This is a genomic window from Kribbella antiqua, from assembly GCF_004345665.1.
Taxonomy (GTDB): domain Bacteria; phylum Actinomycetota; class Actinomycetes; order Propionibacteriales; family Kribbellaceae; genus Kribbella; species Kribbella antiqua.
Genome location: NZ_SLWR01000002.1, coordinates 466,517 through 490,740, shown reverse-complemented (window position 1 = coordinate 490,740; position 24,224 = coordinate 466,517). Strand labels below are relative to the sequence as shown.

Genomic DNA, 24,224 nt, shown 5'->3' with positions numbered 1-24,224 from the left:
GGTGCCTAGGGTCGGGGTATGAGGACTGTGGAGTTGGGGCGGACCGGTGAGCGGGTCAGTGCGTTGGCGCTGGGGGCGATGTTGATGGGGACGCTGACCGGCGAGGAGGAGTCGTTCGAGATCCTGGATCGGTACACCGCGCTGGGCGGATCGTTCATCGACACCGCGAATTGCTATGCCTGGTGGCCGCGGCCGGGGGATGTCGGCGGGGAGAGCGAGTCGCTGCTCGGGCGGTGGTTCGCCCGGACCGGCAAGCGCGATCAGGTGTTCCTCTCGACCAAGGGCTCGGCGTGGGTGTCGAAACCCGATGAGGCCCGCGGCCGGCCTGATATGACGCCGTACTTCGAAGGTGCCGGCGGCGACACGCTGCGCCAGGACATCGACGACAGTCTGCGCCGGCTAGGGACCGACTACATCGACTTGTACTACGTCCACGTCGACGACTACGCGACTCCGCTGGAAGAGACGCTCGAAGCGCTCGCCGGGATCGTGCAAGCCGGCAAGGCGCGGTACATCGGCTGGTCGAACGTCCGGACCTGGCGGCTCGAGCGGATCCGGCAGCTCGCTGCCCAGCACAACTGGCCGGCGCCGGTCGCGCTTCAGCAGCAGCACAGCTACCTGCGGATGAAGCCCGGCGTCGATCCCGTGTCCATCGTCGGCCCGGAGCAGCTCGACTATCTGCGTGCACACGACGACCTCACGCTGGTGGCGTACTCACCGATGCTCAAAGGCCTCTACGACAGCGCGGAGAAGCGGCAAGGCCACCCGGTGATGGAGATGTACGCCGGTGCCGACACCGAGGCCCGCTTCGCAGTGCTCGACAAGATCGCCGCAGAGCTCGGTGTGACACCGAACCAGCTCGTGCTCGCCTGGCTGCTGCACCAAGCCTCGCCGAAGGTGATCCCACTCATCGGTCCGCGTTTGCTCGAGTACTACGAGGCCGCCGTACCGGCCCTCGACATCACCCTGACCGCAGACCAGTTGGCCGAACTGGACTCCGCCGGAGTCTGATCAGCGCCGGTCGGAGTGGCCGAGGTCGCGGTCTGGGTCGATGCGGTCGCGGACCAGGCGCTTGAGGGCGGCGATTTCGGGGAAGCCGTTCTGTTCTTTCCGGGACCAGAGGGTTTCGCCGTCCAGGCGGACTTCGAAGACGCCTCCGGTTCCCGGAACGAGCGCGACCTCACCGAGGTCGGTGGTGAACGTTGTCAGCAACTCCTGCGCCGTCCACGCTGCCCGCAGCAACCACCGGCACTGCGTGCAGTACTCCACTTCCAAGCGGGGCTCTCTGGTCACACGGACAAGTATGGCTTCACGGCAGCGGCGCCGGGCGGTCGCAGGTGCTGGTGATCGAGACGCTCTGGCCGGACGCGGCGTCGATGGCGGCGAGCGACTCGAGGATGTGGAAGGCGAAGGCGGCGTTCGCCCGGTGCGGGCCGCCTTCGGCAGACCGTGCACCATCCGGGCACGTCGGAGGGTTCGGTTGCCATGGGCAACGAGTGGTCCGGTATCCGGGCAGATCACGGGCATCGGCCAGAACCTCGGACACCAAACCGGGATCTGGAACAGGTTATGGCAGGTCGCCGGTCCCCATTTCCTGTCCCAAGCCCAGCCGATCGCCCGGTCCCGGCCCGGGAATCCCGCCATCCGGACAAAACCGCCCACATCCCGGCCCACCTGCCGGTGGCCCGGGCCGCTGGCGGGTTATGTGACCGCTAACCCCAAGTAAAGGGCTAGCGGTCACATAACCCGCTATCAGGCCAGATCCGGCCGCCGAAACCAGCCCCGGCAACCCGCCGCTTCGCCGACGTGATCCGCGCCACCCTGACCGACCTCTCCACCCTCAGCAGCTCGTAGTCCTGTCACAGGCTGGAGGGCTGTCCTGTCTTAGCTGGTGACCGGATGGCTGTGGAGGCCCCGGCGGACGGGAAGGTGTGCGATGAAGATCGTGGTAATCGGCGGTACAGGTCTGATCGGTTCGAAACTGGTGGCGAAGCTTGGTGAGCACGGTCATGAGGCGATCGCGGCCGCGCCGAACACCGGGGTGAACACGCTGACCGGCGAGGGATTGGCCGAGGTTCTGACCGGGGCCTCCGTGGTTGTCGACGTGTCGAACGCGCCGGTGTGGGAGGACGCCGCCGTACTGGACTTCTTCGAGACCTCGACCCGCAACGTACTCGCGGCCGAGGCCGAAGCCGGCGTTGGTCACCATGTGGCCCTGTCGGTGGTCGGCACCGACAAGCTGCTCGAGAGCGGGTACTTCCGGGCGAAGCTGGCGCAGGAGAAGCTGATCGAGGCCGGGCCGGTTCCGTACTCGATCGTGCGCGCGACTCAGTTCTTCGAGTTCGTCCCGCGGATCGCGGACGCGGCCACCGACGGCAACGAGGTGCACCTGGCGCATGTGTTCTTCCAGCCCATGGCCGGCGACGACGTGGCAGCGGCGGTCGGCCGGGTCGCCGTCGGTACGCCGCTCAAGGGCCAGGTCGAGGTAGCCGGCCCGGACCGCTACCGGATGGACGACTTCTTCCGCAAGGTCTTTGCCGACAGCAACGACCACCGCCAGGTCGTCACCGACCCCAAGGCCGTCTACTTCGGCATCTCCCCGACCGAGGGCGCCCTGGTCCCGGACGGCGACGCAACCCTCGGCGACCTCCACTTCGACGACTGGACCAAGACGGCAAAGTGAAACCCATCGACACGCTCGACAGTCTGCGCGAGCACCTGCAGTGGGCGATCGAGTTGGAGCACGCGACGTTGCCGCCGTACCTCTGCGCGCTCTACTCGCTCGACCCCGAGCGGAATCCTGAGGCCGTTCAGGTGGTGAGCAGTGTGTTCGTCGAAGAGATGATCCATCTGGCGCTCGCCGCGAATCTGCTCAATGCCCTCGGCGGGCGGCCTGAGCTGGATACGCCACGGATGATGCAGCGCTATCCGCGGCGCCTGCCGCACGGTGAGCTCGAGTTGTCGCTGGTTCCATTCGGGCCGGAGGCGCTGGAGATGTTCCTCCGGCTCGAACAGCCGGCGCCGCCTGGTGCGCCGCCCGAGGGTGACGACTACGAGACGATCGCGCAGTTCTACGACGCGATCGAAGAAGGACTGCGCCGGCTGTGTACCGAGCTCGGCGAGTCCGCGGTCTTCACCAGCGACCCGGCTCGTCAAGTCACGGCAGGGCCGTTCCGACACAGCGGCGGGCGACTCACCGCTGTGAAGGATCTCGGCTCGGCACTCGCGGCGCTGGAGGAAATCGTCGAGCAGGGCGAAGGTACGGCGCGTGGCGAGGTCTGGGACGGCGACCAGGACATCTTCCACCCCGACCGGGAGGAGGTCGCGCATTACTACCGGTTCCAGGAACTCAAGCTGGGCAGGCGATTCCAGCGCGGTGACAGCCCGCAATCCGGCCCCACCGGCGAAGCGATCACTGTCGACCCCGACGGCGTCTACCCGATGCCGCCCAACCCGCGACTGGACGATGCCGGTCCCGTCCGCGACGCCCAGGAAGACTTCAACCACACGTACTGCGCGGTGCTGCAACTGCTGGAGCAAGCGCTCAACGGCAATCCGAAGATGCTCGGCCCGGCGACCGGCACGATGTACGCGCTCAAGGCCCAGGCGCAGGCCCTGATGAAGCTGCAAGCCGGCCCGACCTTCGACTACGTGGAGCCGGAGCTCCGCCGATGAGCCGCGACGAGCGCCGCCGAATCGTCGTACTCGAGAATGGACCGTACGTCGTGATCGGACGCATCCCGCTACGACGCAAACGCAAGGTGGTGTCAGAGCACAACGACTCACTGACCTGGGAGACCGGCGAGACCATCCCGACCGCGGACACCTACGCGCTCTGCCGCTGTGGACACTCGAAGTCGAAACCGTTCTGCGACGGCACACACGCCGTAATCGGGTTCGACGGCACCGAGTCCGCGGACGTACGCCCGTACGAGGAACTGCAACATGTCCACGACGGCATCGGCATCTCCGCCCAGCGGGTCGGCGAGCTGTGCATCCACGCCGCCTTCTGCATCGGCCGCGCCAGGCCGATCGCCGAGATGCTCGCCGACACCGCGGACAGCGACGTCCGGTCCAACATCATGGGCCGGATCGACCACTGCCCGTCCGGCTCGTACAGCTACGCCCTCCACCGCGGCGGAGACACGATCGAGCCGGACCTTCCACAGGCGATCTCGGTGCTGGAGGAGGAAGCCGGCTTGGCCAGCGCGTTGTGGGTCACCGGCGACATCCCCGTCGTCCGTGCGGATGGGCAGCCGCTCGAGACCCGCAACCGCATAACCCTCTGCCGCTGCGGCCACTCCTCCAACAAACCGCTCTGCGACGGCACCCACCGCAAGGCCGAAGACTTCCACGACGACAAGACCTTCTAGGTGGCGACGTACTTGTCGACGGTCTCTCGCATGTACGTCGCCGAGTCGCGGGCGCGGTCCTCCCACGCGAAGACGCAGGCGGTCATGACGGTCTCCTCGCGATCAGCGAAGCCGAGCTCGGCCAGCGTGGCGAAGAGCAGGTCCCAGTCGACTTCGCCTTGTCCGATGTCGAGGTGCTGGTGGACGCGGGCGGTGGAGCCGGGTGGGTTGACGATGTAGCGCAGGCCGGAGGAGGCGCGGTGGTCGAAGGAGTCGGCCAGATGTACGTGAGTCAGCAGCGGGCCGGCGTACTTCATGATTTCGACCAGGTTGCCGCCCATGTGGAAGGTGTGTGGGGCGCAGTACAGGAAGGAGATCAGTGGACTGTTGATCCCGCGGATCATGTCCACTGCCACGAGGCCGTCTTCGACGAAGTCGTCCGGGTGGGGCTCCAGCCTGAGGTGCACTCCCTCGCGTTCGAAGACGGGCAAGAGCTCTTCCATGGACTTCCAGAACATGGCTTCGCTGCGGCTGGGCTGTTCCGGTCGGCCGTTGAATTCGGAGTTCATGATGTTGCAGTCGAGATCGACGGTGAGCTGGATTGCGCGTTTCCAGTAGCGGACCGCGGCTTGGCGTTCTTCCTCGTCGGGTCCGGACCAGCGGTAGAGCGGGAGGTGGGAGGCGATTTGTACGCCGGCTGCGTCGAGGGCTTTCTTGAATTCCTTGACGGTGTCGTCGCCGGCGCGGGCGTGCAGGAAGAACGGGGTGAAGTCTTCGCGAGGTGAGAGTTCGATGTAGTCGTAGCCCAACTCGCCGACCAATGCCGGTAGCTCGAGCAGAGGCGTCGTACGGAACATGTACGGATCCAGAGCGACCTTCATGCGAGTACTCCGGCCTGGTCGGCCGCGGCGATCAGGTTGTCGGCGGCGAACTTCAGACCCTCGATCTGCCCGAACGACGCGTCCTCGTGTTCGATGTTCACCGGGAGTTGCGGGTTGACCTTGTGCAATGCGGTCAGGAAGCGGGCCCAGAAGTCGACATCGTGGCCACGCCCGACCGCGACGAATGACCAGCCGGGAACCGCAGGCCACCGGGTGACCGTGTAGTGCCCACCGAGACCGAGCGGCTTCTCCGAAGCCGGGATCCACTCGAACCGGTCGTCCAGGACGCCGTTGATCGCCGCGGTCTCGTGGATCAGCGTGTCTTTCGCCGCCGCGAAGAACACCAGCTCGCCCAGATCCTCGACCGCCTGGATCGGATCGATGTGCTGCCAGAACAGGTGGCTGGGATCCATTTCGGCCCCGATGTGCGTCGCGTTCGTCCGCTCGACCAGCCGTTTCAGGGTGGCCGGGTTGAAGACCAGGTTGTGCGGGTGCATCTCGATCGCGACGCGTACGTCGTACTGTGCGGCCAATGCCTCGATCTCGGTCCAGAACGGCACCGCGACCTCGTCCCATTGGTAGTCCAGCGTCTCCTTGTAGACGCTGTCCCAGGGGATGACGGTCCAGGACGGCCGGGTGCCGCCGGCCTCGGTCGCCGGGAGGCCGGACATCGTGATGACGGTCTTGATACCGAGCAGGCCGGCCAGCTTGATGGTCCGCTTCAGATCCTCGCCGTGGGTGACTTCGGGATCGGGGTGCAGCGGGTTGCCGTTGCAGTTCAGCGCGGTCAGCTCGATGCCGTACTGGTCGAAGATCGCGAGGTACTCCTTCCGTGCGTCGGGGTTCGCCAGCAACTCCGGGACCGGCAGATGCGGCGTACCGATGAAACCGCCGGCGTTGATCTCGACGCTGGTGAGGTCGAGGTCGCGGAGGATCTCCAGTGCCTCCTCGAGGGTCTTGTCGTGCAGGCAGGCGGTGTAGGCGCCGAGCTTCATAGGTGGCGTTTCCTTTCAGATCAGCGAGACGGCTTGCCCGTTGTTGAGTGCGGACTGGGTGACGGCCGCGAGGATTTCCAGGTTGTGCAGACCGTCGGCCAGCGACGGCACCAGCGGGAGCTTGGCGAGCCCGGCAACCTGGTCCAGGAACGCGCGGGCCTGCCAGGCGAACAGGTCGTTCTGGCCGTGGCCGACGGACGGGAAGTCCATCGGGATGCCTTTGTCGATCCCCGGGTGCTGCGGGCCGATCAGCACCGACCGGAAGCCGTTCGTCTTCCCGTCGGGACCGTGATCGGCGAAGCTGAACTCGCCCGGACGATTCAGGTCGAACGCCGCGGCGCCGTCGGCCGCGAAGATCTCAAAGCCGAGCCCGTTCGGCAGGCCGTGCGCGACCCGGCTGATCGAGAAGGTGCCGACGGCACCATTCGCGAAGGTGGCCGTGAAGGTCGCGATGTCCTCGTTCTCCACCGGCTCTGCTGTGTCGCCCACGGCACCGGCCGCGTGTCCGACGGTTGCTCCGAGCGGCACCGGACGCTCGGTGGTGAAGGTCTGGAAGACAGCGCCGCTGACACTCGCGATCGGGCCGCACAGGTACTCGCCCAGGTCGATCAGGTGACTGCCGATGTCGGCCAGAGCGCCCGTACCCGCTCCGCCCTTGTAGCGCCAGCTCATCGGGTTGCCGGAGTTCTGCGCGTAGTCGCACCAGTAGTGGCCGTTGAAATGCCGCACCGGCCCAATAGCTCCAAGTTGTTCACGGATGGCGTTGATTCCCGGCGTACGACGGAACGAGAAGCCGACCCCGGACTGGGTGTCAGCAGCTTCGGCCGCGGCGACCATGGCCTTGGCATCATCGACTGAAGGAGCCAGCGGCTTCTCGCACAACACATGTTTGCCGGCGGCAAGCAACGCCTCGACCACGGGCCGGTGCAACACGTTGGCGATGGCAACGGAAACGACGTCGATGTCCGGCGCTTCCACGATGGCCTGCCACGACGTCTCCGCTCGCTCGTACCCAAAGCGTCGAGCACCGTCGACCGCGAACGGTTCATGCGCGTCAGCGATCGCCACCAGGCGAATGTCGGGCAGGTCCAGGTCGTAGAGCTGCGGGGCGGTCCGATAACCCGCGGCATGAGCCCGGCCGACCATCCCGGCCCCGATCACCGCTACTCCCAGTCGACTCACAGCTGACCTTCCTTGGTGTAGGACTCGATCTCGGCTTCGAGTTCGGCCATGGCCTCTCCGCCGGCCATCAGGTCGGTGATCTCCTCCCGCGACCGTTCGCCCTTGCGGAAGTCGGCCGCGAGCGCACCGCGGATCAGTACGGCGAAGTGGTCGCCGACCGTCATCGCGTGCGTCACGTGGTGGGTGACCAGGACGACCGCGATGCCCTTCTGCCGGGCCTGCATGATGATGCGCAGTACATGCGCGGCTTCCTTCACACCGAGCGCCGCCGTCGGCTCGTCGAGGATGAGCAGCTTCGCCCCGAAATAGACGGCGCGCGCGATTGCCAGCGCCTGCCGCTCACCACCGGACAGACCGCCCACCAGCCGGTCCCCGTCCGTGACCCGGGTGATCCCGAGGCTCTGCATCTCCTGTACGGCGATCCCGCCGGCGAACTTCCGGTCGAACCGCCGGAACGGACCACGCCACTTGGTCGGCTCGGCGCCGACGAAGAACGAGCGCCCGATCGTCATCAGCGGGAACGTCCCGCCGAATTGGTGCACGGTCGCGATGCCGTGCGTACTCGCATCGCGCGGGCTGCGGAAGACGACCGCCTCACCGTTCGCCTCGATCCTTCCCGTCGTCGGCTGATGCACTCCGGAGAGGATCTTGATCAAGGTCGACTTGCCCGCCCCGTTGTCACCCAGCAGGCAGAGCACTTCACCCGGGTGGACACGCAGTGAGATGTCGGTCAGTACGTCGGTGGCGCCGAACGACTTGCAGACGTCGCGCAACTCGAGCAGTGGTGTCACCATGGTCAGCCCTTCTTCTTCATCCGCGGCGCGTAGGACAACGCCATCCGCCGGAACGTGTTGTTCATCAGTACGGCGGCCAGGATCAGCACACCGAGGATGAGAGCCGCCCAGTCGGAGTTCCAGCCGGTGTAGTAGATCCCCTGGCTGACGATCGAGAACGTCAGCGTGCCGAGCACGACACCGACCACCGAGCCGTAGCCGCCGGTCAGCAGCACGCCCCCGATGACGACGGCGATGATCGAGTTGAAGACGAACGACTGGCCGTTCGCAACCTGGGCGCTGTTGTAGAGGATGCTCTGGATGACACCCACAACCGCGGCGCCGAAGGCGGACGCCGTGAATAGCGCGATCTTCACGCCTTGCACCGGGATGCCCGTCGTACGGGCGCTCTCCTTGTCGCCGCCGACCGCGAAGACCCAGTTGCCCCACGGGCTGAAGTGCAGCAGCCAGCCGATCACGACGATCGCGGCGATCCACCAGAAGATCGCCACCTCGAACTTGCCGGCGACCAGCGTGCCCAGCAGTTGCTTGGCTTGCGGGCCTGGGTCCAGCGCGACACTCGTCGTACCGGTGATGACCCTGGACAGACCGAGCGTGAGGCCGGACAGCCCGAACAGGGTTGCGAGGGTGACGATGAAGGACGGGACTCCTGTGCGGGTGACCAGCAGGCCGTTGAGGAATCCGACCACGAGACCCAGCAGGAGTGCGGCGACGATGCCGACGATGACCGGCGCGCCCCAGTAGCCCGACACGATCGCGACCGTCATCGAACTCGACGCCAGGACCGAGCCGACGGACAGATCCAGTTCACCCGCGATCATCAGCAGGCCGACCGGGATGGCGATGATGCCGAGCTCGGCGGCGACGTTCAGCCAGCTGGCCGCGCCGCCGGCGGAGAGGAACTGCCCGCCGCCGAAGATCGCGAAGAAGACGAAGACGCTGATGGTGCCGATGAGTGCCCCGGTCTCCGGCCGGCGGGCGAGGTCACCGATCGACATTCCGGACGGCGCGGCGACCCGTGGTTTGGGCGGTGCGGCAACGTGGGTGGTCGTCATCGGACACCTGCCTTCGCGCCGGCGATCGCCGAGTCGATGTTGTCCTTGCTGATCACGGCCGGGCCGGTCAGCAGCGGCTTCTGCGGCAGCTCCAGCCCGTACTTGAGGTAACCCTGGGCCATGGACACCGACAGGTAGCCCTGCATGTAGGGCTGCTGGTCGATCGCGAACAGCTGCTTGCCGTCCTTGATCCGGTTGAGCTGCGACTCGTCGAGGTCGAACGTGCCGAGCTTGACCTTGTCGCCGGCACTGGCCTGCTGGATGCCGCTGGCGGCGCTGTCGGCGTCCTGGGTGCTGATGGTGACGACGCCGTCGATGGTGTCGTCCTTGAGCAGTGACGCCTTGATGCCCTGGGCAACGGCGGTTGGGTTGCCGAAGTTGGACGAGGGCATCGGCAGCTGCTTCGACGTACCGCCGGTGGCCTTGACGCCGTCGGCGATACCGCGGCAGCGGGCCTCGGTATTCGAGGCGCCCGGGACGGTGTTGACGCACAGCACGTTCTTCGCGCCTTGCTTGCCGAAGAACTCGCCGCCGGCTTTGCCGGCCGTGTACTCGTCGCTGCCGATGTAGTTGAGCGCGCCCAGCTTGTTCGCGGCCTCGATCCCACCGGCGTTGTAGATGAACAGCGGAATGCCCTTCTGGACAACGCGTTTGAACGCCGCGTCCTCCGCCTCCGGCACCCAGTCGGGGCCGATCACCGCGGCCGCGCCCTGGCTGACGGCGGAGTCGACCAGCTTGGCGGCGTCCGGGCCGAGGTTGTCGTAGGTCTGCGGACCGAGGAAGGTGACCGACCCGCCCTGTGCCTGGACGACCTTGGCCGCGTCGTCGACCCCGCGCTTCACCTTCGACCAGAACGGGTCGTCCGACTTGCCGCCGATGACGAAGATCGCCGTACCGCCGGATGCCGCGTTGGCGGCGGCGGCCGGTGTGCCGTCGCTGGAGCTGCTGCTGTCGGCGGATGGCTTGCCGCTGTTGCAGGCGGTCGTGAGCAGCAGGACCGCCACGGTGGCCAGAGCCCATCGAGGGCGTAAAGCGGGCTTGAGTGACACGGGAGTCGCTCCCTTCATGAGGCCGCGCCGGAGTGGCGCCAGTCACCAGGGAAGCGACACGTTTCGCTCGTGTCAATACTTTGTTACGACATTTTAGAGCGCTCTAGAACTGATTTCGCTGTCAAGTGCTAGAGCGCTCTAGATGGTCTTTTCAGGAGAGCCTTGGAGCGCTATAGTCGGTCTGCTCGACCGGCCTGGTGCGCTACGGTGAGCCGGTCGTGGGGAGCCAGAGAGGTGGTCGGGGACGTGGCGGACGAGCAACCGTGGCCGCGGCGGCGGGTCACCCTCGCGGACGTCGCGAAGCGTGCGGGAGTCTCCCCGGCCCTGGTCTCGATCGTGATGCGCGACGCGCCGGGGGCGAGCCCGCAGAGCCGGGAGCGAATCCTGGCGGTCGCGAAGCAGCTCGGCTACCGCCCGGACGTCCGGGCCCGGTCCTTGGCGAGCCTCAAGGCGCACGTCATCGGCGTACTGTTCGGACGGGCCGGCCGGTTCCACCTCGAGCTCATCGACGGCCTGTACGCCGCGGCGGAAGAGCGCGGGTGGGATCTTGTCCTGAGCGCCCTCACCACCAGCCGGGACGAGAAGCGGGCGCTGGCGTCCTTGCACGACTTCCGCTTCGACGCGTTGATCATGCTTGGCCCACCCGTCGCCGAACCACTACTCGCCGGCAGTGTGCCCCTCGTCGTGATGGGATGGCACGTCCCCCACCCGGGCGTCGACATCGTGCGTACGTCGGACGAACACGGCATGGCCCAGGCCGTGCAGCACCTCGTCGACCTGGGCCATCGCCGGATCACCCATCTTCAAGGCGGGACCGGGCTGGTGGCAGTCTCGCGCCGCGACGCCTACGTCAAGGCGATGCGGTCACACGGCCTCGACGGCGAGATCCGGATCGTGCGCTGCGACGGTGAGGACCAACTCGACGGGCAGCTCGCCGCCCGGGAGTTGCTGAAGGACAAGCTGCCCACCGGCATCGTCGCCTTCAACGACGACATCGCCGCGGCCGCCATGAGCGTCCTCACCCAGCACGGCCTCGACGTCCCCGGCGACGTGTCCGTCATCGGCTTCGACGACAGTGCCATCGCCCGCGCCTTCGACCTCACCAGCATCCAGCAAATTCCCCATGCCATGGCCCACCTAGCCCTGGACCGCATCATCGCCCGTACGACGGAGACCGCCGTACCCGACCGTGAACTGGTCCTCGAGCCTGACCTGATCCTCCGTTCCACCACCGGCCCGGCACGTCGTCAGTAGTCGCGGTCCTCGTTGATTTTGACGGCGAGGACGGGGATGGGGGACTCCAGCAACAGGCGTTGGCTGATGCTGCCGAGGAGGGCTTTGCCGACGGGGGAGCGGCGTTTGACGCCGATGACCAGGCGTTGGGCGCGGTGTTCCTGGATGTCGGCCAGGACGGCGTCGGCGGGATCGCGGTCGGACTTGCCGTGGCGTTCGAGCACGGTGAGTTCGACAGTCGAGGGGATGGTGGAGGTGTCCAGCGGCTTGAGAGCCAGGTTAACGGCGACGAGGTCGGTGTCGAGGAGCTCGGCTTCGGCGACGGCGGCGGCCAGGGCGGCCACGCCCTCGGGGCTGTCAGGTACGGCGACCAGCACAGTCATCGGGGTCAGCCTTTCTCCGCGTGCGCGGCCTTGAAGGTGTCTTCGAACTGTTCGAGCGTGACGCCGCGGGTCTCCGGGACCGACGTGGCGATGAAGATGAGGGCGAACACACCGAGGCCGGCGAAGATGAAGAAGGTCGGTGCGATGCCGACGGACGAGACTACGGGCGGGAAGCCGAACGCGACGCCGGCGTTGGCCATCCAGAGGCAGAAGACGCACACACCCATCGCGAAACTGCGGATCTTCAGCGGGAAGATCTCCGCGAGCAGCAGCCAGACGAGCGGCCCGATCGTGCCCTGCATCGAGAACACGAACAGTACGGCGAACACCAGCAGCGCATGCGGTTTGACGGAGTTGTCCGGCATCAACAGGGCGGCAAGCCCGACAAGCAGGTGGAAGCTGGTGGTGAGCCCGAAGCCACCCAGCAGCATCGTCCGGCGGTTGACTCTGTTCATCACCAGGATGCCGACCGAGATGCCCAGGACACTGGCCAGACCGAACAAGGTGTTCCCGAGGATCGCGGCCTCGGCGGAGAATCCGGCGTCCTCGAGGAGCTGGCTCCCGTAGTACATGATCGAGTTGATCCCGGTGAACTGCTGGAACACGCCGAGCCCGATGCCGATCAGCAGCAGCCGCCGAATCCAGGGCACCGCGAGGTCGGCCCAGCCGCCGGTCTGAGCCAGCTTCTCTTCTTCGGCCAGCGCCCGTACCTCGGCCATCTCGGCCTCCGCGCGCTCGGGTGAACGCACCTGCTTGAGTACGGCGAGCGCCTCCGACTCCCGGTCCTGCGACGACAGCCAGCGCGGGCTCTCCGGCATCCGCAACATGCCGACGAACAGCAGGATCGCCGGGGCGACGGCGACCAGCAGCATGAACCGCCAGACCGAGTCGTGCTCACCCCAGAGCTGGAAGATGATCGCGTTGATCACGAACGCGGCGAACTGCCCGGACACGATCATCACCTCGTTGCGCGTGACCAGACTGCCGCGACGCTCGTACGGCGAGACTTCGGCCAGGTACACCGGGACGGTCGCCGAGGCGCCGCCGACCGCGAGGCCGAGGATGAACCGGAAGAGCGCGAGTACTTGCCAGCTCGGTGCGAGGACACAGCCGATCGTGCCCAGTGCGAAGATCGCGGCCAGCATCAGGATGTTGTGCCGCCGGCCGTAGCGGTCGGAGAGCCGGCCGCCGACGAGTGCGCCGATGGCCGCACCGAAGATCAGGATGCTGACCACGAAACCTTCGGTGAAGGCGGTCAGTCCGAGGTCGTCCTTCATCGGTGCCAGGGCGCCGTTGATGACGCCGGTGTCGTAGCCGAAGAGCAGACCGCCGAACGTCGCGACGACGGCGATGAGTCCCAGACGTCTGGAGTGCGGGCCAGGGCTGTCGGCGGGTAAGGCCGGATGCTGCGCCCCCGTCGTGCCGGGTGCGTGGGTCATGGTCGAAAACCTTCCGCTCGAGCTCTCCTCGGGTGATTGACTGGCACGTGCCAGACTTCGCGTTGGTCCAGGACCGTAGAGCCGGGGTGTGGCCGCGTCAAGACCGAACGCACAAAGGAATTGGCACGTGCTAGTGATTCTGGGGATGCGAGATCTTGACAGCGACTAGCACGTGCCAGTTCCATGAGCCCGTGACACCAGTCACAGCCCTGGCGGCCGGCGCCGGGCATCTCGTATCGCCATCTTCCGCAGACCCCGGGCTGCGGCGGCGGACGCCCTAGAAAGGCTCACCCAAGGTGTCCATTCCCTCGTTCAAGCTGCGCCTGGCGGCGCTGGCTGCCGTCGCGATCGTGCCGCTGGGAGCACTGACCGCCTGCGACTCCTCCGACTCGGCGAACGCCTCTTCCCCGGCAGCGCTCAAGGACGGCTTCGGCGGTCGCGCGACGAATCGGAACGTCGAGTTCATCACCTACTACGACCCGTCCCAGGACGCGTTCTGGAACCAGATCAAACAGGGCGCCGACGACGCGGCCCAGGTCTCGCAGCTCACCCTGAAGGCCGAGACCGCGGCCGGCGAGACCGGCAAGATGACCGACCTCATCAACGCCAGCGCGGCCAGCAAACCGGCCGCGTTGGTCATCCCGTTCAACGACCCGGCGTGGGAGAACGCCGCCTGCGAGGCGAGCAAGGCCGGTGTCGCGGTGTTCGCCTACAACGTCCCGCCGACCGGACCGGCGAAGGATTGTGTGAAGGCCTTCGTCGGCCAGGACTTCGTCGAGGTCGGCAAGCTGGTCGGCCAGAAGCTGGTCGAGAGTGTCGAGCTTTCCGCCGGTGACAAGGTGCTCTGCCCGGCCGAGGAACCGTCACAGCAGTACGCGATCCAGCGCGGTGGCGGCGTCGAGTCGGTGCTCAAGGCCAAGGGCGTCAAGTGCACCTACCTGCGCACCTCTGGTGAGGATGCGCCGGCGCTGGACAAGATGCAGGCCTGGCTCACCGCCAACAAGGACGTCAAGGCGATCGTCCCGCTCGGCGGTACGCCGCACCGCAACGCCGTACAGGCCGAGGACGCGGCCGGGGTCAAGGTCCCGATCGTCGGCTTCGACACCTCGCCGCAGGTCATCTCCGGGATCAAGTCCGGCCGGATCATCGCCACCGCCGACCAGCAGGGCTATGTGCAGGGCTTCCAGCCCGTGATGGAGGCGGCGCTCTTCCTCGACTTCGGGCTCTCGCCGGCCAACGTCAACTCCGGCGGCAACTCGCTGATCGACAAGTCCACCGTGACCAACCTCGAGGACAAGGCGCTCCAGGGCGTCCGCTGGTAGGAGAACCGATGAGCGTCAAGGAACCTCCCGTGGTGTTGGAGGAGCCGGCTCCGGAACGGCGCCGGCTGGCAGACAGCCAGCCGGCGACCACCGTCGACCGACTCAAAGACAACCTGTATTACCTGCGCGGCCGCGGCGCCCTGGAGATCAGCGGTGTCTATCTGGCGATCGTGATCGGCTTCGTCGTCACCTCGCTGGTCAACCCGGCCGGGTTCGCCTTCCTCAACTCCAACAACCTGTCCGGCGTACTGTCACAGAACATTCCGGTCCTCGCGATCCTCGCCATCGGCGCGGGCGTGCTGATGATCGCCGGTGAATTCGACCTCTCCATCGGTGCGACCATCGGGCTCTGCGGCGTGGTCTTCATCCGTACGGCGAACAGCGCCGGCTGGCCGGTCGCGTTCGCCGCCACCGTCGCGGTCGGCATCGCGGTGGCGGTGATCAACGGACTGATCGTGGTCAGCACGAAGATCCCGTCGTTCATCGCGACGCTCGGGATGTCGTTCTTCTGGACCGGTGTCAGCATCTATGTCAACGGAAACACCCCGGCGACGTTCTTCCCCGGCGTGCGTACCGACACCATGGTCAATCTGATGGCCGGCAACTACGGCTACTTCCGCTCGCAGCTGGTCTGGCTGGTGGTCGTCGGCATCGCGGCCTGGTTCCTGCTGCACCGGCATCGCGCCGGGAACAAGGTATTCGCGGTCGGCGGTAACGCGGCCGCAGCGGCCGCCGTCTCGATCAAGCCGAAAGCCGTGCGGCTGCAGGCCTTCGCCTTCCTCGGCGTGATGGTCGGCATCGCCTCGTCCTTGTACGTCGCCCGTACGTCCGGGATGCAGCCCGGTACGACGGAGAGCTACACGCTGCTCGCCATCGCGGCCGCCGTCGTCGGTGGTTGCTCGCTCACCGGCGGGCGCGGCTCGGTCACCGGGATGGTCGTCGGCGGCGCTCTGATCCTGACGATCGAGAACGGTCTGGTCCTGGGCAACGCTCCGGGCTTCTACGTCCAGCTGTTCCTCGGCGTCGCGATCGTCATCGCCGCGGTCTTCAACAAGTTCATGGAAGGCAAGGCGACATGAGCACGCTGCTCGGCCTGGAAGGCGTCTCGAAGAACTACGGCCCGAACACGGTGCTGAAGGATGTGTCGTTCCAGATCGGCAAGGGCGAAGTCGTCGGTCTCCTCGGCGACAACGGCGCCGGCAAGTCCACGCTGGTCAAGATCATGTCCGGCGTCGTGTCGATGAGCAGCGGTCGCTACGTGTGGGACGGCGAGGAGGTGAATCGGGTCTCCCGTCCCGAGACCGAGCGGCGGGGTGTCGAGACGATCTTCCAGGACTCCGCGCTGGTCCCGACCATGTCGATCACCCGGAACATCTTCGCCGGCCGCGAGATCACCAACCGGTTCGGCTTCCTGAAGCTGCGGGCGATGGACGCGATCACGACCGAGATCCTCGACAGCGTCGTCGCGATCGAGGGCATCAGGAGCGCCAAGCAGTTGGTGAGTTCGCTGTCCGGTGGACAGGCGCAGGCGGTGGCCATCGCCCGCGCGGTGCACTTCAAGCGCTCGCTGCTGATCCTCGACGAGCCGACCAGTGCGCTCGCCGTACGGGCGACGGAGGCGCTGCTCAACTACTTGGTCCAGCTCAAGAGCGAAGGCGTCTCGTCGGTCCTGGTCACGCACAACCTGCACCACGCGTACAAGGTGTGCGATCGCCACATCGTGATGAACCACGGCCGCAAGATTCTCGACACCACCCGCGAGGACACCAGCGTCGAGGAGCTGACGGCCGCGGTCGTCGAAGGCGCCGAAGGTGTCAAGCGGTTCCGCCAAGGCAAGCCCCTCGCCTGAGAAAGGAAAACTGTGACCGACCTGTCCAAGCTTCGTCTCGGTACCGCCCCCGACTCCTGGGGAGTGTGGTTTGCCAGCGATCCGCACCAGGTGACCTGGGACGTCTACCTCGACGAGATCGCCGCGGTGGGCTACGTCCATACCGAGCTCGGCCCGCAGGGCTTCATGCCGCAGGACCCTTCGCGCTTGAAGGACGAGTTGGCCAAGCGCGGGCTGTCCGTCTGCGGTGGCACGGTCTTCGCCGGGCTGCACGAAGGAGCCGCCGCGCTGCAGAAGGCGAAAGACGCCTTCGGTCGGGAGGCCAAGCTGCTGGCCGCGCTCGGCGCCGAGTACCTGGTGCACCTGCCGGAGCAGTACACGGATATGCACACCGGCGAGGCGACTCAGGAAGCCGACATCGACCCGGAGCAATGGAAGAACCTGGTCACCGGCACCGACGAGCTGGCCAGGTATCTCTTCGAGTCGTATGGCGTGAAGCTCGTCTTCCACCCGCATGTCGACACGCACGTCGACACCCAGCAGCGCATCGAGCGGTTCCTCGAAGACACTGACCCGGACCTGGTCAACCTCTGCCTGGACACGGGCCACATCGCGTACTGCGAAGGCGACAACCTGTCGCTGGTCCAGCGCTTTCCCGAGCGGATCACGTATGTCCACCTCAAGTCGGTCGATCCCGCCGTACGGGCGAGGGCGGTGGCCGAGAAGCTGCCGCTGTCGGAGGCGGTGAAGCTCGGGGTGATGTGTGAACCGCCGTACGGCGAGCCCGACATGCCGCCGCTGATCGAGGCGCTCGGCCAGCTGGATCGGGACATCTTCTGCGTCATCGAGCAAGACCTCTACCCGGTCGAACCACACATACCGCTTCCCATCGGCGCACGCACGGCCGGCTACTACACCGGCTGTGGACTCGGTCCCGTCCGTCGCTGGCCCTACTAGGAGAAGACATGACGTTGAGCATCGGAGTCATCGGCACCGGGATGATCGGGACGGAGCACATCCGCCGGATCAGCCAGGTGCTGTCGGGGGCCGAGATCACGGCCGTCACCGACGTCAACCTCGACGCGGCCAAGCAGGTCGCCGGGGACCTGCCGGACGCCGAGGTGTTCGACAGCGGTCAGGAGCTGATCCGCTCCGGCCGGGTGGACGCCGTACTCGTCACCTCGTGGGGACCGACGCACGAAGAGTTCGTGCTGGCGTCGATCGCGGCCGGCAAGCCGGTGTTCTGCGAGAAGCCGCTGGCGACGACGGCCGAGGCGTGCCGGCGGATCATCGCCGCCGAGGTTGCGGCCGGTCGCCGGCTCGTTCAGGTCGGTTTCATGCGCCGGTACGACGCCTCTTACCGAGAGCTCAAGGCGAGGATCGACTCCGGCGAGGTGGGAGCTCCGCTGATCTGCTACTCGGCGCATCGCAATCCTTCGGTCGGAGAGAGCTACACCAGCGAGATGGCGATCGTGGACACGGCCGTCCACGACTTCGATGTGACCCGCTGGTTGCTGGGTGAGGAGTTCACCGCGATCCGCGTCGTACCGGCCAAGCAGAACAGCCTCGGAGGCGGTCTCCGGGATCCACTGCTGATGGTCGTTGAGACCGAGAGCGGCGTACTGGTCAATGTCGAGACAAGCGTCAACATCCGCTACGGCTACGACATCCGCGGCGAGGTCGTGGGGGAGTCCGGTGCCGCCGCGCTGGCAGCCTCCAGCCCGGCTCTGGCTGATTGGCGGGAGCGCTTCTCCGCCGCCTTCGACACCGAATTCCAGGAATGGATTGACACGGCGTCGCAGCCGATCGGTCCGAGTGCGTGGGACGGCTACGCCGCCACCGTGGTCTGCGACGCGGGCGTGCGATCTCTCGAAACCGGCGAACGCGTCGCAGTCGTGCTTGGCGACAAGCCGGCGCTCTACGAAGGGACACCCGAATGAAGGTTGCGCTCGACCCCTACATGTTCCGTACGACGCCTCTGCTCGAGCTGCCTTGTCTGGTCGCCGAGCTGGGCTACGAATACATCGAGTTGTCCCCCCGCGAGGACTTCACCCCGTTCTTCCTGCACGCCCGCGCCGGCGACGACACCGTGAAGTCCTTCAAGAAGGCGCTCGACGCGGCCGGCGTGCAGATCGCCTCGCACCTGCCTTTGTATCGCTGGTCGGGCCCTGACGAGGACGATCGGCAAGCGGCAGTGCGGTATTGGAAGCGCGCGATCCAGCTCACCGTCGACCTCGACTGCAGCGTCATGAACTCGGAGTTCAACGGCCGACCCGAGCAGTCGAGCCGGAGTGAAGCGATGTTCTGGAAGTCGATGGAAGAGCTGCTCCCGGTCTTCGAGCGCGAGGGCGTGCAGCTGCGGCTCGAGCCGCACCCGGACGATTTCGTCGAGGACGGTCTCGTCGCGATCGACATGATCCGCGGCATCAACTCGCCGTACGTCTCTTTCCTGTATTGCGCCCCACACACCTTCCACATGGGCGGGAACATGGCCGAGATCATGAAGTACGCCGGCCCGCTGCTGACTCACCTCCATCTGGCCGACTCGTTCGACCACCGCGCCTCGTCCGGCCTGCGCTACATCGTGAATCCACCGGGATCGACCGCCCGGGTCCACCAGCACCTCGACATCGGACAGGGTGAGGTGGACTGGGACCTGCTCTTCGCCACGCTCGGCGAGTTGGGCTTCGCTGATCGCGAGGAAACGATCATGACCTCGTGTGTGTTCGCTTGGGAGGACCGTGCCCGCGACTCGGCCACGTTCATGCGGGCAGAGATCGACAAGGGGTTAGCCTTCATCAGTGGCTGAAGGAGATTCAGTGCCCCGTCCGCCGACGATGGCTGACCTCGCGGCTCACGTCGGCGTCTCCCGGCAGCTCGTCTCGCTGGTACTGCGGGATGCGCCGGGAGCGAGCGACGAGACCCGGCGCCGGGTGCGCGAGGCAGCCCGGGAGCTCGGCTTCAGCCCGCATGTCGCCGCGCGGTCGCTGCGCCGCGCCCGCAGCAAAGACCTCGGTGTCATCTTCGCCCCGGCCCACTCGACCGAGCCCGAGATCGTCGAGGCGATCTACCCGGCAGCCGCGGAGCGTGGGTACGACGTCATGCTCAGCGCGCAGACGGCGACCCGGAGCACCGACCAGGCGGTCGAGGAGCTGCTCGGCCACCGCTGCGCCGCACTGATCGTCATCGGCTCCGACCTCAAGCACACCGGCTTGAGAGCTGTCGCCGAGCGAAGCCTGGTTCCGGTGGTGGACGTGGGGTACGGCCGGCGCAACCAGTTCTACGACGTCGTACGGTCGTCCGGCGACAGAGGGATCGAGGAGCTCGTCGACTATCTCGCCGAGCTGGGACACCGGCAGATCACGTACGTCGATCCCGCCTCGATGCCGCCCGGTCCCCTCCGTCGCCGCGGTTACGAGCGTGCTGTCAAGCGCCTCGAGTTGGCCGGGGACATCGTGTCCATGCCAGGCGACTACACCGAAGGCAACTACTTCGAGGAAGTGGGCGCGGCGGCGGCGCGCACGCTCCTCGAGCGCCGTGAGTTGCCGACCGCTGTCGTCGCCCCGAACGACCACGCGGCGGTCGGCCTTCTCCATACGCTGATCCGCAACGGCGTCCGGATCCCGGACGATGTGTCCGTGGCCGGCTTCGACGACGCGCTGATCGCACGGTTGTCATCCGTGGACCTGACCAGCGTGAGACAGGATCCCGGCCTCATGGGTGTGTCCGCGGTCGAGGCCGCCGTACGTCGGGTCGAGGGCCAGGAGATGCGACCGCGGGAGACCGTCGTCGAGACGTCTCTCGTCGTCCGCAGCAGCACCGCGGCACCGAGGAAGCGCGGCTAGAGCCATCCGCCGTTAGGGTGGAGGCGATGACACAGGCTGAAGAGGTCGCTGCTGCGCTGCGACGGGTCGGCGTCAGTCGGGTGGACGATTCGACGCTGGCGCGTGCCCTGTACTCCGCCGATGCGAGCTTGTATCGCGTTGTGCCGCAGGTGGTCGTGCGCGCCCGGCACACCGATGAGCTGGCGTTGGTGCAGCAGGTGTCGCGTGAACTCGGTGTCCCGGTGACGATGCGCGGCGCGGGTACGTCGATCGCCGGCAACGCGGTCGGGCCTGGGATCGTGGTCGATACCCGTGGGCTGCGGCGGATCTCGATCGACCCGGATAGCCGGACGGCGACGGTTGATCCAGGGGTGGTGCATGCGGAGTTGCAGCGGGCGGCGGCGCCGTACGGGCTGCGGTTCGGGCCGGACCCGTCGACTCACACGCGGTGCACGATCGGCGGGATGATCGGCAACAACGCGTGCGGGTCGAGGGCGCTGGGGTATGGGCGGACCGCGGACAATGTCGAGGGCCTGACGGTCCTGTTCGGCAACGGTGAGACCGCCACGTTCGGCCGCGACGCGACGGCGGGCGCTGGGACGGCGGCCAGGTTGACGGCGTTGGCGGATGATCATCTGGCGCATGTGCGTCGGACGTTCGGGCGGTTCGGGCGGCAGATCTCGGGTTACAGCCTGGAGCATTTGCTGCCGGAGAACGGGCGCCGGATCGACAGGTTCCTGGTCGGCAGCGAAGGGACGCTGGCAACGGTGCTGGAGGCAACGGTCCGGCTGGTGGAGGATGAGCCAGGCCGGCTGCTGGTGGTGCTCGGCTACGAGACCATGGCCGAGGCCGCCGACGCCGTACCCACTCTGCTCGCGGCCGCGCCCGGCCGGCTGATCGCCTGCGAGGGGATGGACGCCCGGATCGTCGACCTCGTGCGGGGTAAGGGCAAGCCCGTCCCGGCCCTTCCTAAGGGTGGCGGCTGGCTGCTGGTCGAGGTGGCTGGTGTCGACGCTCCCGAGCTTGTCGAGCAGTTGCGCGTGGCCGGCGGCGCGCTCGACAGCGTGCTCGTCGACGACCCGCGAGCGGCCGCGGCGCTGTGGCGTATCCGCGAGGACGGCGCCGCGCTGGCCGGTCGCTCGCTGCCCACGCCGGCCCACTCGGGCTGGGAGGACGCGGCGGTTCCGCCGGAGCAGCTCGGCAGGTGGCTGCGCGACTTCGAGGAACTCCTGGTGGCGTACGACCTGCGCGGGTACCCGTACGGCCACTTCGGCGACGGCTGCATCCACTGCCGCATCGACTTCCCGTTCCAGCACGGCGACCCAGCCAGCTCGCGCGTGTTCCGCGAGTTCATGACCGCCTGCGCCATCAAGCTGGCCGAGTACGGCGGCTCACTGTCCGGCGAGCACGGAGACGGCCGAGTCCGTTCCGAACTGCTCCCGTTGATGTACGACGCGGACTCGATCGCGCTGTTCACCAAGGCGAAGCAGATCTGCGACCCCGACAACCTGATGAACCCGGGCAACATCGTGAACCCGGCGTCGATCACCGACGACCTCGGTCCGGTCCGGCCGGTCACAGCGCCGAAGAAACCTGGCCTGCGGCTCATCCACGACAAGGGCGACCTGGGCGCCGCTGTCCACCGCTGCACCGGCGTTGGCCGATGCGTTGCTCCCAGAACCACCGGCGTGATGTGCCCGTCGTACCTGGCCACCCGCGACGAGAAGGACAGCACTCGTGGCCGGGCCCGGGTGCTGCAGGAGGCGCTCGACGGCTCGGTGGTGCACGGGCTGGGCGATGACGCCGTACACGACGCTCTCGATCTTTGCCTTGCATGTAAGGGCTGCGCGTCCGACTGCCCGACCGGCGTCGACATGGCGACGTACAAATCCGAAGCGCTTTACCAGAAGTACGACGCTCCTGGTGCGACCGCGCGGCGGCCGAGGTCGCACCGGTTCCTTGGCCAGCTGCCGAAGTGGGTTCGGTTCGCCTATGGGCCGCTGGCGAACGCCTCCCTGCGGGTGAAACCGCTCGAGAAGCTGGCGAAGAAGACTGTCGGCATGGATCAGCGGCGATCCATCCCGAGGCTCGCCGCGAAGACGTTGAAGCGGTCCGCCGCCACGGCGAAGCTCGGTCAGGAGATCCCGGATGTCTGGATCTGGGCGGACTCCTTCACCGACCACTTCTTCACCCAATCGGGCCAGGCGGCCATTGCCTTCCTGGAGAGGCATGGGCTCACCGTGCGGGTCATCTCGGACCACGCGTGCTGCGGGCTGACCTGGGTGACCACAGGCCAACTCGACCAGGCGACCGCGATCATGACCCGGACGGCCCGGACTCTCGCGCCGTACGTCGCCAGCGGCGTCCCGGTTGTCGGGCTGGAGCCATCGTGCACTGCGACGCTGCGCTCGGACCTGCTGGAGCTGACCGACCTGCCAGAGGCGCGAACCGTCGCCGAGGGCGTGCTCACGTTCGCGGAGCTGGTGACGCGGCTGGAGCTGCCGCTGCCGGATCTCACCGGAGTCGAGGTCGTCGCGCAGCCGCACTGCCACCATCACGCCGTACTCGGGTGGGAGGCGGACGAAGCGCTGCTGAAGGCGGCCGGCGCAAGCGTTACCCGCGTGCCCGGTTGTTGTGGGCTCGCGGGCAACTTCGGCGTCGAGGAAGGGCATTACGAGGTATCGGTCGCGGTTGCCGAGACCCACCTGCTGCCAGCGGTCCGCTCCCACCCGGACGCGGTCGTGCTCGCCGACGGGATGTCGTGTCGGGTGCAGCTCGACGACCTGGCCGGCATTCCGGCGATGCATCTCGCGGAGCTGCTCGCTAGCCGATGAGTTTCACCGCGTCGACCAGCTTGGCCCAGAACGCCGTACGGTCGAGTTCCACCGCGACGCGGGCATTGGGTGCGCGTCCGGTGTAGTGATGCAGGTCGACCGCGGTCGCGCCGGCGGTCCACTCGCCGGCGGTTTCGATGACGACGTTGGCTTCGACGCAGCCGACTATCGACGGGTCGATGACCCGGGCCACCGCGACCGGATCGTGGAGCGGCGGCGCGGTGAATCCCCAGAGCCGGCGATAGGTAGAGGCGAAGAAGGTCATCCATTCGATGCAGATGTGTGCCAGCGGCGTGCCGATCTGACCGAAGGCTTTGAGCACGTCCTCTGTCACCAGAGCCTGATGGGTGACGTTGAGCCCGCACATGGTGAACGGGATGCCCGACTGCAGCACCTGGTCGGCCGCCTCGGGATCGACGAAGCAGTTGGCCTCCGCGTACGGCGTCACGTTGCCGCGCTCGGTGGATCCACCCATCCAGACAAGCTGGTCGATCCGGCCGGCCAGGTCCGGGCGATCCGCGAGCAGCCGGGCGATGTTCGTCAACGCTCCGGTGGCCACGATCGTCGCCGGCTGTCGCGTCAGTACGTCGATCAGCAGCTCATGCGCACTGGTTGTTGCCTCAGGCACCCTTGGCTCGTCGGTGAACAGCGGGCCGTCCAGCCCAGTCTCACCGTGCACGTCGTCGGCGATCCGCAGCGGGCGGACCAACGGGCGATCAGCACCGCGGGCGACCGGGACTTCGGAGACGCGCGCGAGCGACAGCACCCGGCGAGCGTTGAGCGTGCACTTCTCGACCGTCTGATTGCCGTGGACCGTCGTCACCCCCAGCAGTTCGACCGCCGGATCGGCGACCGCCAGCAGCAGCGCCATCGCGTCGTCATGCCCGGGATCGCAGTCGAGTACGAGCGGAATCGCCATCGGCACATGTTAGAGGTCCCGCCAATAGGTGCCACCTGCTGCGCGCCGCCCCACGGGCGCTGGGCGGCGTTGTCGTCGGTCGACGGGACTCCGTCCCGCCTCCCTCCTCCGCCTTGCCCAGCATCCGCGGGACG

24 protein-coding genes are annotated in these 24,224 nt (G+C 67.1%); 13 read left to right on the top strand and 11 right to left on the bottom strand.

The genetic code is table 11. The annotated features are described in order from the left end of the window. Positions 1-18 precede the first annotated feature (18 nt). The gene (locus EV646_RS08245) at positions 19-1,011 is read left to right on the top strand and encodes an aldo/keto reductase (protein WP_132145654.1); all 993 of its coding nucleotides are present in this window, start codon (positions 19-21) and stop codon (positions 1,009-1,011) included. Here the strand turns inward: EV646_RS08245 and EV646_RS39920 are convergent, their stop codons facing one another. Both EV646_RS39920 and EV646_RS39915 read right to left on the bottom strand, forming a co-directional pair. After that, a complete protein-coding gene (locus EV646_RS39920) occupies positions 1,012-1,293 on the bottom strand; it encodes an Rdx family protein (RefSeq protein WP_199236869.1) in 282 nt (93 codons plus the stop codon). 16 nt (positions 1,294-1,309) lie between these two features. After that, positions 1,310-1,546, bottom strand: coding sequence for a hypothetical protein (locus tag EV646_RS39915; protein WP_199236868.1), 237 nt, complete (start codon positions 1,544-1,546; stop codon positions 1,310-1,312). Between the two features lie 390 nt (positions 1,547-1,936). Between EV646_RS39915 and EV646_RS08235 the strand changes: the two genes are divergently transcribed. From EV646_RS08235 to EV646_RS08225, 3 genes are read left to right on the top strand one after another with little or no spacing between them, the layout of a single operon-like run. Next, on the top strand, positions 1,937-2,683 hold the full coding sequence (locus tag EV646_RS08235) for an SDR family oxidoreductase (RefSeq protein ID WP_132145652.1): 747 nt from the start codon (positions 1,937-1,939) through the stop codon (positions 2,681-2,683). Further along, entirely contained in the window at positions 2,680-3,675 is a 996-nt protein-coding gene (locus EV646_RS08230; protein ID WP_241995567.1) for a ferritin-like domain-containing protein, read from the top strand. Before EV646_RS08235 ends, EV646_RS08230 begins: the two co-directional genes overlap by 4 nt. After that, on the top strand, positions 3,672-4,373 hold the full coding sequence (locus tag EV646_RS08225) for a CDGSH iron-sulfur domain-containing protein (RefSeq protein ID WP_132145650.1): 702 nt from the start codon (positions 3,672-3,674) through the stop codon (positions 4,371-4,373). Before EV646_RS08230 ends, EV646_RS08225 begins: the two co-directional genes overlap by 4 nt. Here the strand turns inward: EV646_RS08225 and EV646_RS08220 are convergent. From EV646_RS08220 to EV646_RS08195, 6 genes are read right to left on the bottom strand one after another with little or no spacing between them, the layout of a single operon-like run. Then, positions 4,370-5,233 carry a sugar phosphate isomerase/epimerase family protein gene (locus tag EV646_RS08220; protein WP_132145648.1) on the bottom strand — a complete coding sequence of 288 codons (864 nt, stop codon included), beginning with the start codon at positions 5,231-5,233 and terminating at the stop codon, positions 4,370-4,372. The two genes, EV646_RS08225 and EV646_RS08220, sit on opposite strands and share 4 nt — an antisense overlap. Then, positions 5,230-6,228 (bottom strand): sugar phosphate isomerase/epimerase family protein, encoded by a 999-nt coding sequence (locus EV646_RS08215; protein ID WP_132145646.1) that lies wholly within the window; start codon positions 6,226-6,228, stop codon positions 5,230-5,232. The genes EV646_RS08220 and EV646_RS08215 overlap by 4 nt, the downstream gene beginning before the upstream one ends. Positions 6,229-6,243: 15 nt before the next feature. Next, positions 6,244-7,410, bottom strand: coding sequence for a Gfo/Idh/MocA family protein (locus EV646_RS08210; RefSeq protein ID WP_132145645.1), 1,167 nt, complete (start codon positions 7,408-7,410; stop codon positions 6,244-6,246). After that, complete coding sequence (locus tag EV646_RS08205; protein WP_132145643.1) at positions 7,407-8,204, bottom strand: ATP-binding cassette domain-containing protein; 798 nt, start codon at positions 8,202-8,204, stop codon at positions 7,407-7,409. The genes EV646_RS08210 and EV646_RS08205 overlap by 4 nt, the downstream gene beginning before the upstream one ends. 2 nt (positions 8,205-8,206) lie before the next feature. Beyond that, a complete protein-coding gene (locus EV646_RS08200) occupies positions 8,207-9,259 on the bottom strand; it encodes an ABC transporter permease (protein ID WP_132145641.1) in 1,053 nt (350 codons plus the stop codon). Beyond that, entirely contained in the window at positions 9,256-10,308 is a 1,053-nt protein-coding gene (locus tag EV646_RS08195; RefSeq protein ID WP_199236867.1) for a sugar ABC transporter substrate-binding protein, read from the bottom strand. The genes EV646_RS08200 and EV646_RS08195 overlap by 4 nt, the downstream gene beginning before the upstream one ends. A gap of 246 nt (positions 10,309-10,554) precedes the next feature. On the opposite strand from EV646_RS08195, the gene EV646_RS08190 reads away from it, so the two are divergent. After that, complete coding sequence (locus EV646_RS08190; RefSeq protein WP_241995557.1) at positions 10,555-11,562, top strand: LacI family DNA-binding transcriptional regulator; 1,008 nt, start codon at positions 10,555-10,557, stop codon at positions 11,560-11,562. Here EV646_RS08190 and EV646_RS08185 read toward each other — a convergent pair. Together EV646_RS08185 and EV646_RS08180 are read right to left on the bottom strand one after the other, a co-directional pair. Then, a complete protein-coding gene (locus EV646_RS08185; protein ID WP_132145637.1) occupies positions 11,556-11,924 on the bottom strand; it encodes a universal stress protein in 369 nt (122 codons plus the stop codon). The two genes, EV646_RS08190 and EV646_RS08185, sit on opposite strands and share 7 nt — an antisense overlap. A 5-nt stretch (positions 11,925-11,929) precedes the next feature. Beyond that, a complete protein-coding gene (locus EV646_RS08180) occupies positions 11,930-13,363 on the bottom strand; it encodes a sugar porter family MFS transporter (protein ID WP_132145635.1) in 1,434 nt (477 codons plus the stop codon). Positions 13,364-13,659: 296 nt separating this feature from the next. Between EV646_RS08180 and EV646_RS08175 the strand changes: the two genes are divergently transcribed. Genes EV646_RS08175 through EV646_RS08140 form a run of 8 tightly spaced genes read left to right on the top strand, consistent with a single transcriptional unit; the run spans position 13,660 to position 23,171 of the window. Then, positions 13,660-14,685: a substrate-binding domain-containing protein gene (locus EV646_RS08175; RefSeq protein ID WP_132145633.1), complete on the top strand. Its 1,026-nt coding sequence runs from the start codon at positions 13,660-13,662 to the stop codon at positions 14,683-14,685. 8 nt (positions 14,686-14,693) lie between these two features. Beyond that, the gene (locus EV646_RS08170) at positions 14,694-15,764 is read left to right on the top strand and encodes an ABC transporter permease (protein ID WP_132145631.1); all 1,071 of its coding nucleotides are present in this window, start codon (positions 14,694-14,696) and stop codon (positions 15,762-15,764) included. Further along, complete coding sequence (locus tag EV646_RS08165) at positions 15,761-16,534, top strand: ATP-binding cassette domain-containing protein (RefSeq protein ID WP_132145629.1); 774 nt, start codon at positions 15,761-15,763, stop codon at positions 16,532-16,534. The genes EV646_RS08170 and EV646_RS08165 overlap by 4 nt, the downstream gene beginning before the upstream one ends. Before the next feature lie 12 nt (positions 16,535-16,546). Further along, positions 16,547-17,470: a TIM barrel protein gene (locus EV646_RS08160; protein ID WP_241995548.1), complete on the top strand. Its 924-nt coding sequence runs from the start codon at positions 16,547-16,549 to the stop codon at positions 17,468-17,470. Between the two features lie 8 nt (positions 17,471-17,478). Continuing rightward, positions 17,479-18,453: a Gfo/Idh/MocA family protein gene (locus tag EV646_RS08155; RefSeq protein WP_132145627.1), complete on the top strand. Its 975-nt coding sequence runs from the start codon at positions 17,479-17,481 to the stop codon at positions 18,451-18,453. Further along, a complete protein-coding gene (locus EV646_RS08150; RefSeq protein ID WP_132145625.1) occupies positions 18,450-19,322 on the top strand; it encodes a sugar phosphate isomerase/epimerase family protein in 873 nt (290 codons plus the stop codon). The genes EV646_RS08155 and EV646_RS08150 overlap by 4 nt, the downstream gene beginning before the upstream one ends. 10 nt (positions 19,323-19,332) lie before the next feature. Continuing rightward, a complete protein-coding gene (locus tag EV646_RS08145; protein ID WP_199236866.1) occupies positions 19,333-20,358 on the top strand; it encodes a LacI family DNA-binding transcriptional regulator in 1,026 nt (341 codons plus the stop codon). Positions 20,359-20,384: 26 nt separating this feature from the next. Continuing rightward, the gene (locus EV646_RS08140; protein ID WP_132145623.1) at positions 20,385-23,171 is read left to right on the top strand and encodes an FAD-binding and (Fe-S)-binding domain-containing protein; all 2,787 of its coding nucleotides are present in this window, start codon (positions 20,385-20,387) and stop codon (positions 23,169-23,171) included. Here EV646_RS08140 and EV646_RS08135 read toward each other — a convergent pair. Then, complete coding sequence (locus tag EV646_RS08135; protein ID WP_132145621.1) at positions 23,161-24,090, bottom strand: nucleoside hydrolase; 930 nt, start codon at positions 24,088-24,090, stop codon at positions 23,161-23,163. The genes EV646_RS08140 and EV646_RS08135 overlap by 11 nt on opposite strands. Positions 24,091-24,224 lie beyond the last annotated feature (134 nt).

What these genes read in the sequence shown, in the direction of transcription:
- EV646_RS08245 (WP_132145654.1), top strand. Translation starts at nt 19, where the DNA reads ATGAGGACTGTGGAGTTGGGGCGGACCGGTGAGCGGGTCAGTGCGTTG.
- EV646_RS08235 (WP_132145652.1), top strand. Translation starts at nt 1,937, where the DNA reads ATGAAGATCGTGGTAATCGGCGGTACAGGTCTGATCGGTTCGAAACTG.
- EV646_RS08225 (WP_132145650.1), top strand. Translation starts at nt 3,672, where the DNA reads ATGAGCCGCGACGAGCGCCGCCGAATCGTCGTACTCGAGAATGGACCG.
- EV646_RS08220 (WP_132145648.1), bottom strand. Translation starts at nt 5,233, where the DNA reads ATGAAGGTCGCTCTGGATCCGTACATGTTCCGTACGACGCCTCTGCTC.
- EV646_RS08215 (WP_132145646.1), bottom strand. Translation starts at nt 6,228, where the DNA reads ATGAAGCTCGGCGCCTACACCGCCTGCCTGCACGACAAGACCCTCGAG.
- EV646_RS08205 (WP_132145643.1), bottom strand. Translation starts at nt 8,204, where the DNA reads ATGGTGACACCACTGCTCGAGTTGCGCGACGTCTGCAAGTCGTTCGGC.
- EV646_RS08200 (WP_132145641.1), bottom strand. Translation starts at nt 9,259, where the DNA reads ATGACGACCACCCACGTTGCCGCACCGCCCAAACCACGGGTCGCCGCG.
- EV646_RS08185 (WP_132145637.1), bottom strand. Translation starts at nt 11,924, where the DNA reads ATGACTGTGCTGGTCGCCGTACCTGACAGCCCCGAGGGCGTGGCCGCC.
- EV646_RS08180 (WP_132145635.1), bottom strand. Translation starts at nt 13,363, where the DNA reads ATGACCCACGCACCCGGCACGACGGGGGCGCAGCATCCGGCCTTACCC.
- EV646_RS08170 (WP_132145631.1), top strand. Translation starts at nt 14,694, where the DNA reads ATGAGCGTCAAGGAACCTCCCGTGGTGTTGGAGGAGCCGGCTCCGGAA.
- EV646_RS08165 (WP_132145629.1), top strand. Translation starts at nt 15,761, where the DNA reads ATGAGCACGCTGCTCGGCCTGGAAGGCGTCTCGAAGAACTACGGCCCG.
- EV646_RS08155 (WP_132145627.1), top strand. Translation starts at nt 17,479, where the DNA reads ATGACGTTGAGCATCGGAGTCATCGGCACCGGGATGATCGGGACGGAG.
- EV646_RS08150 (WP_132145625.1), top strand. Translation starts at nt 18,450, where the DNA reads ATGAAGGTTGCGCTCGACCCCTACATGTTCCGTACGACGCCTCTGCTC.
- EV646_RS08140 (WP_132145623.1), top strand. Translation starts at nt 20,385, where the DNA reads ATGACACAGGCTGAAGAGGTCGCTGCTGCGCTGCGACGGGTCGGCGTC.
- EV646_RS08135 (WP_132145621.1), bottom strand. Translation starts at nt 24,090, where the DNA reads ATGGCGATTCCGCTCGTACTCGACTGCGATCCCGGGCATGACGACGCG.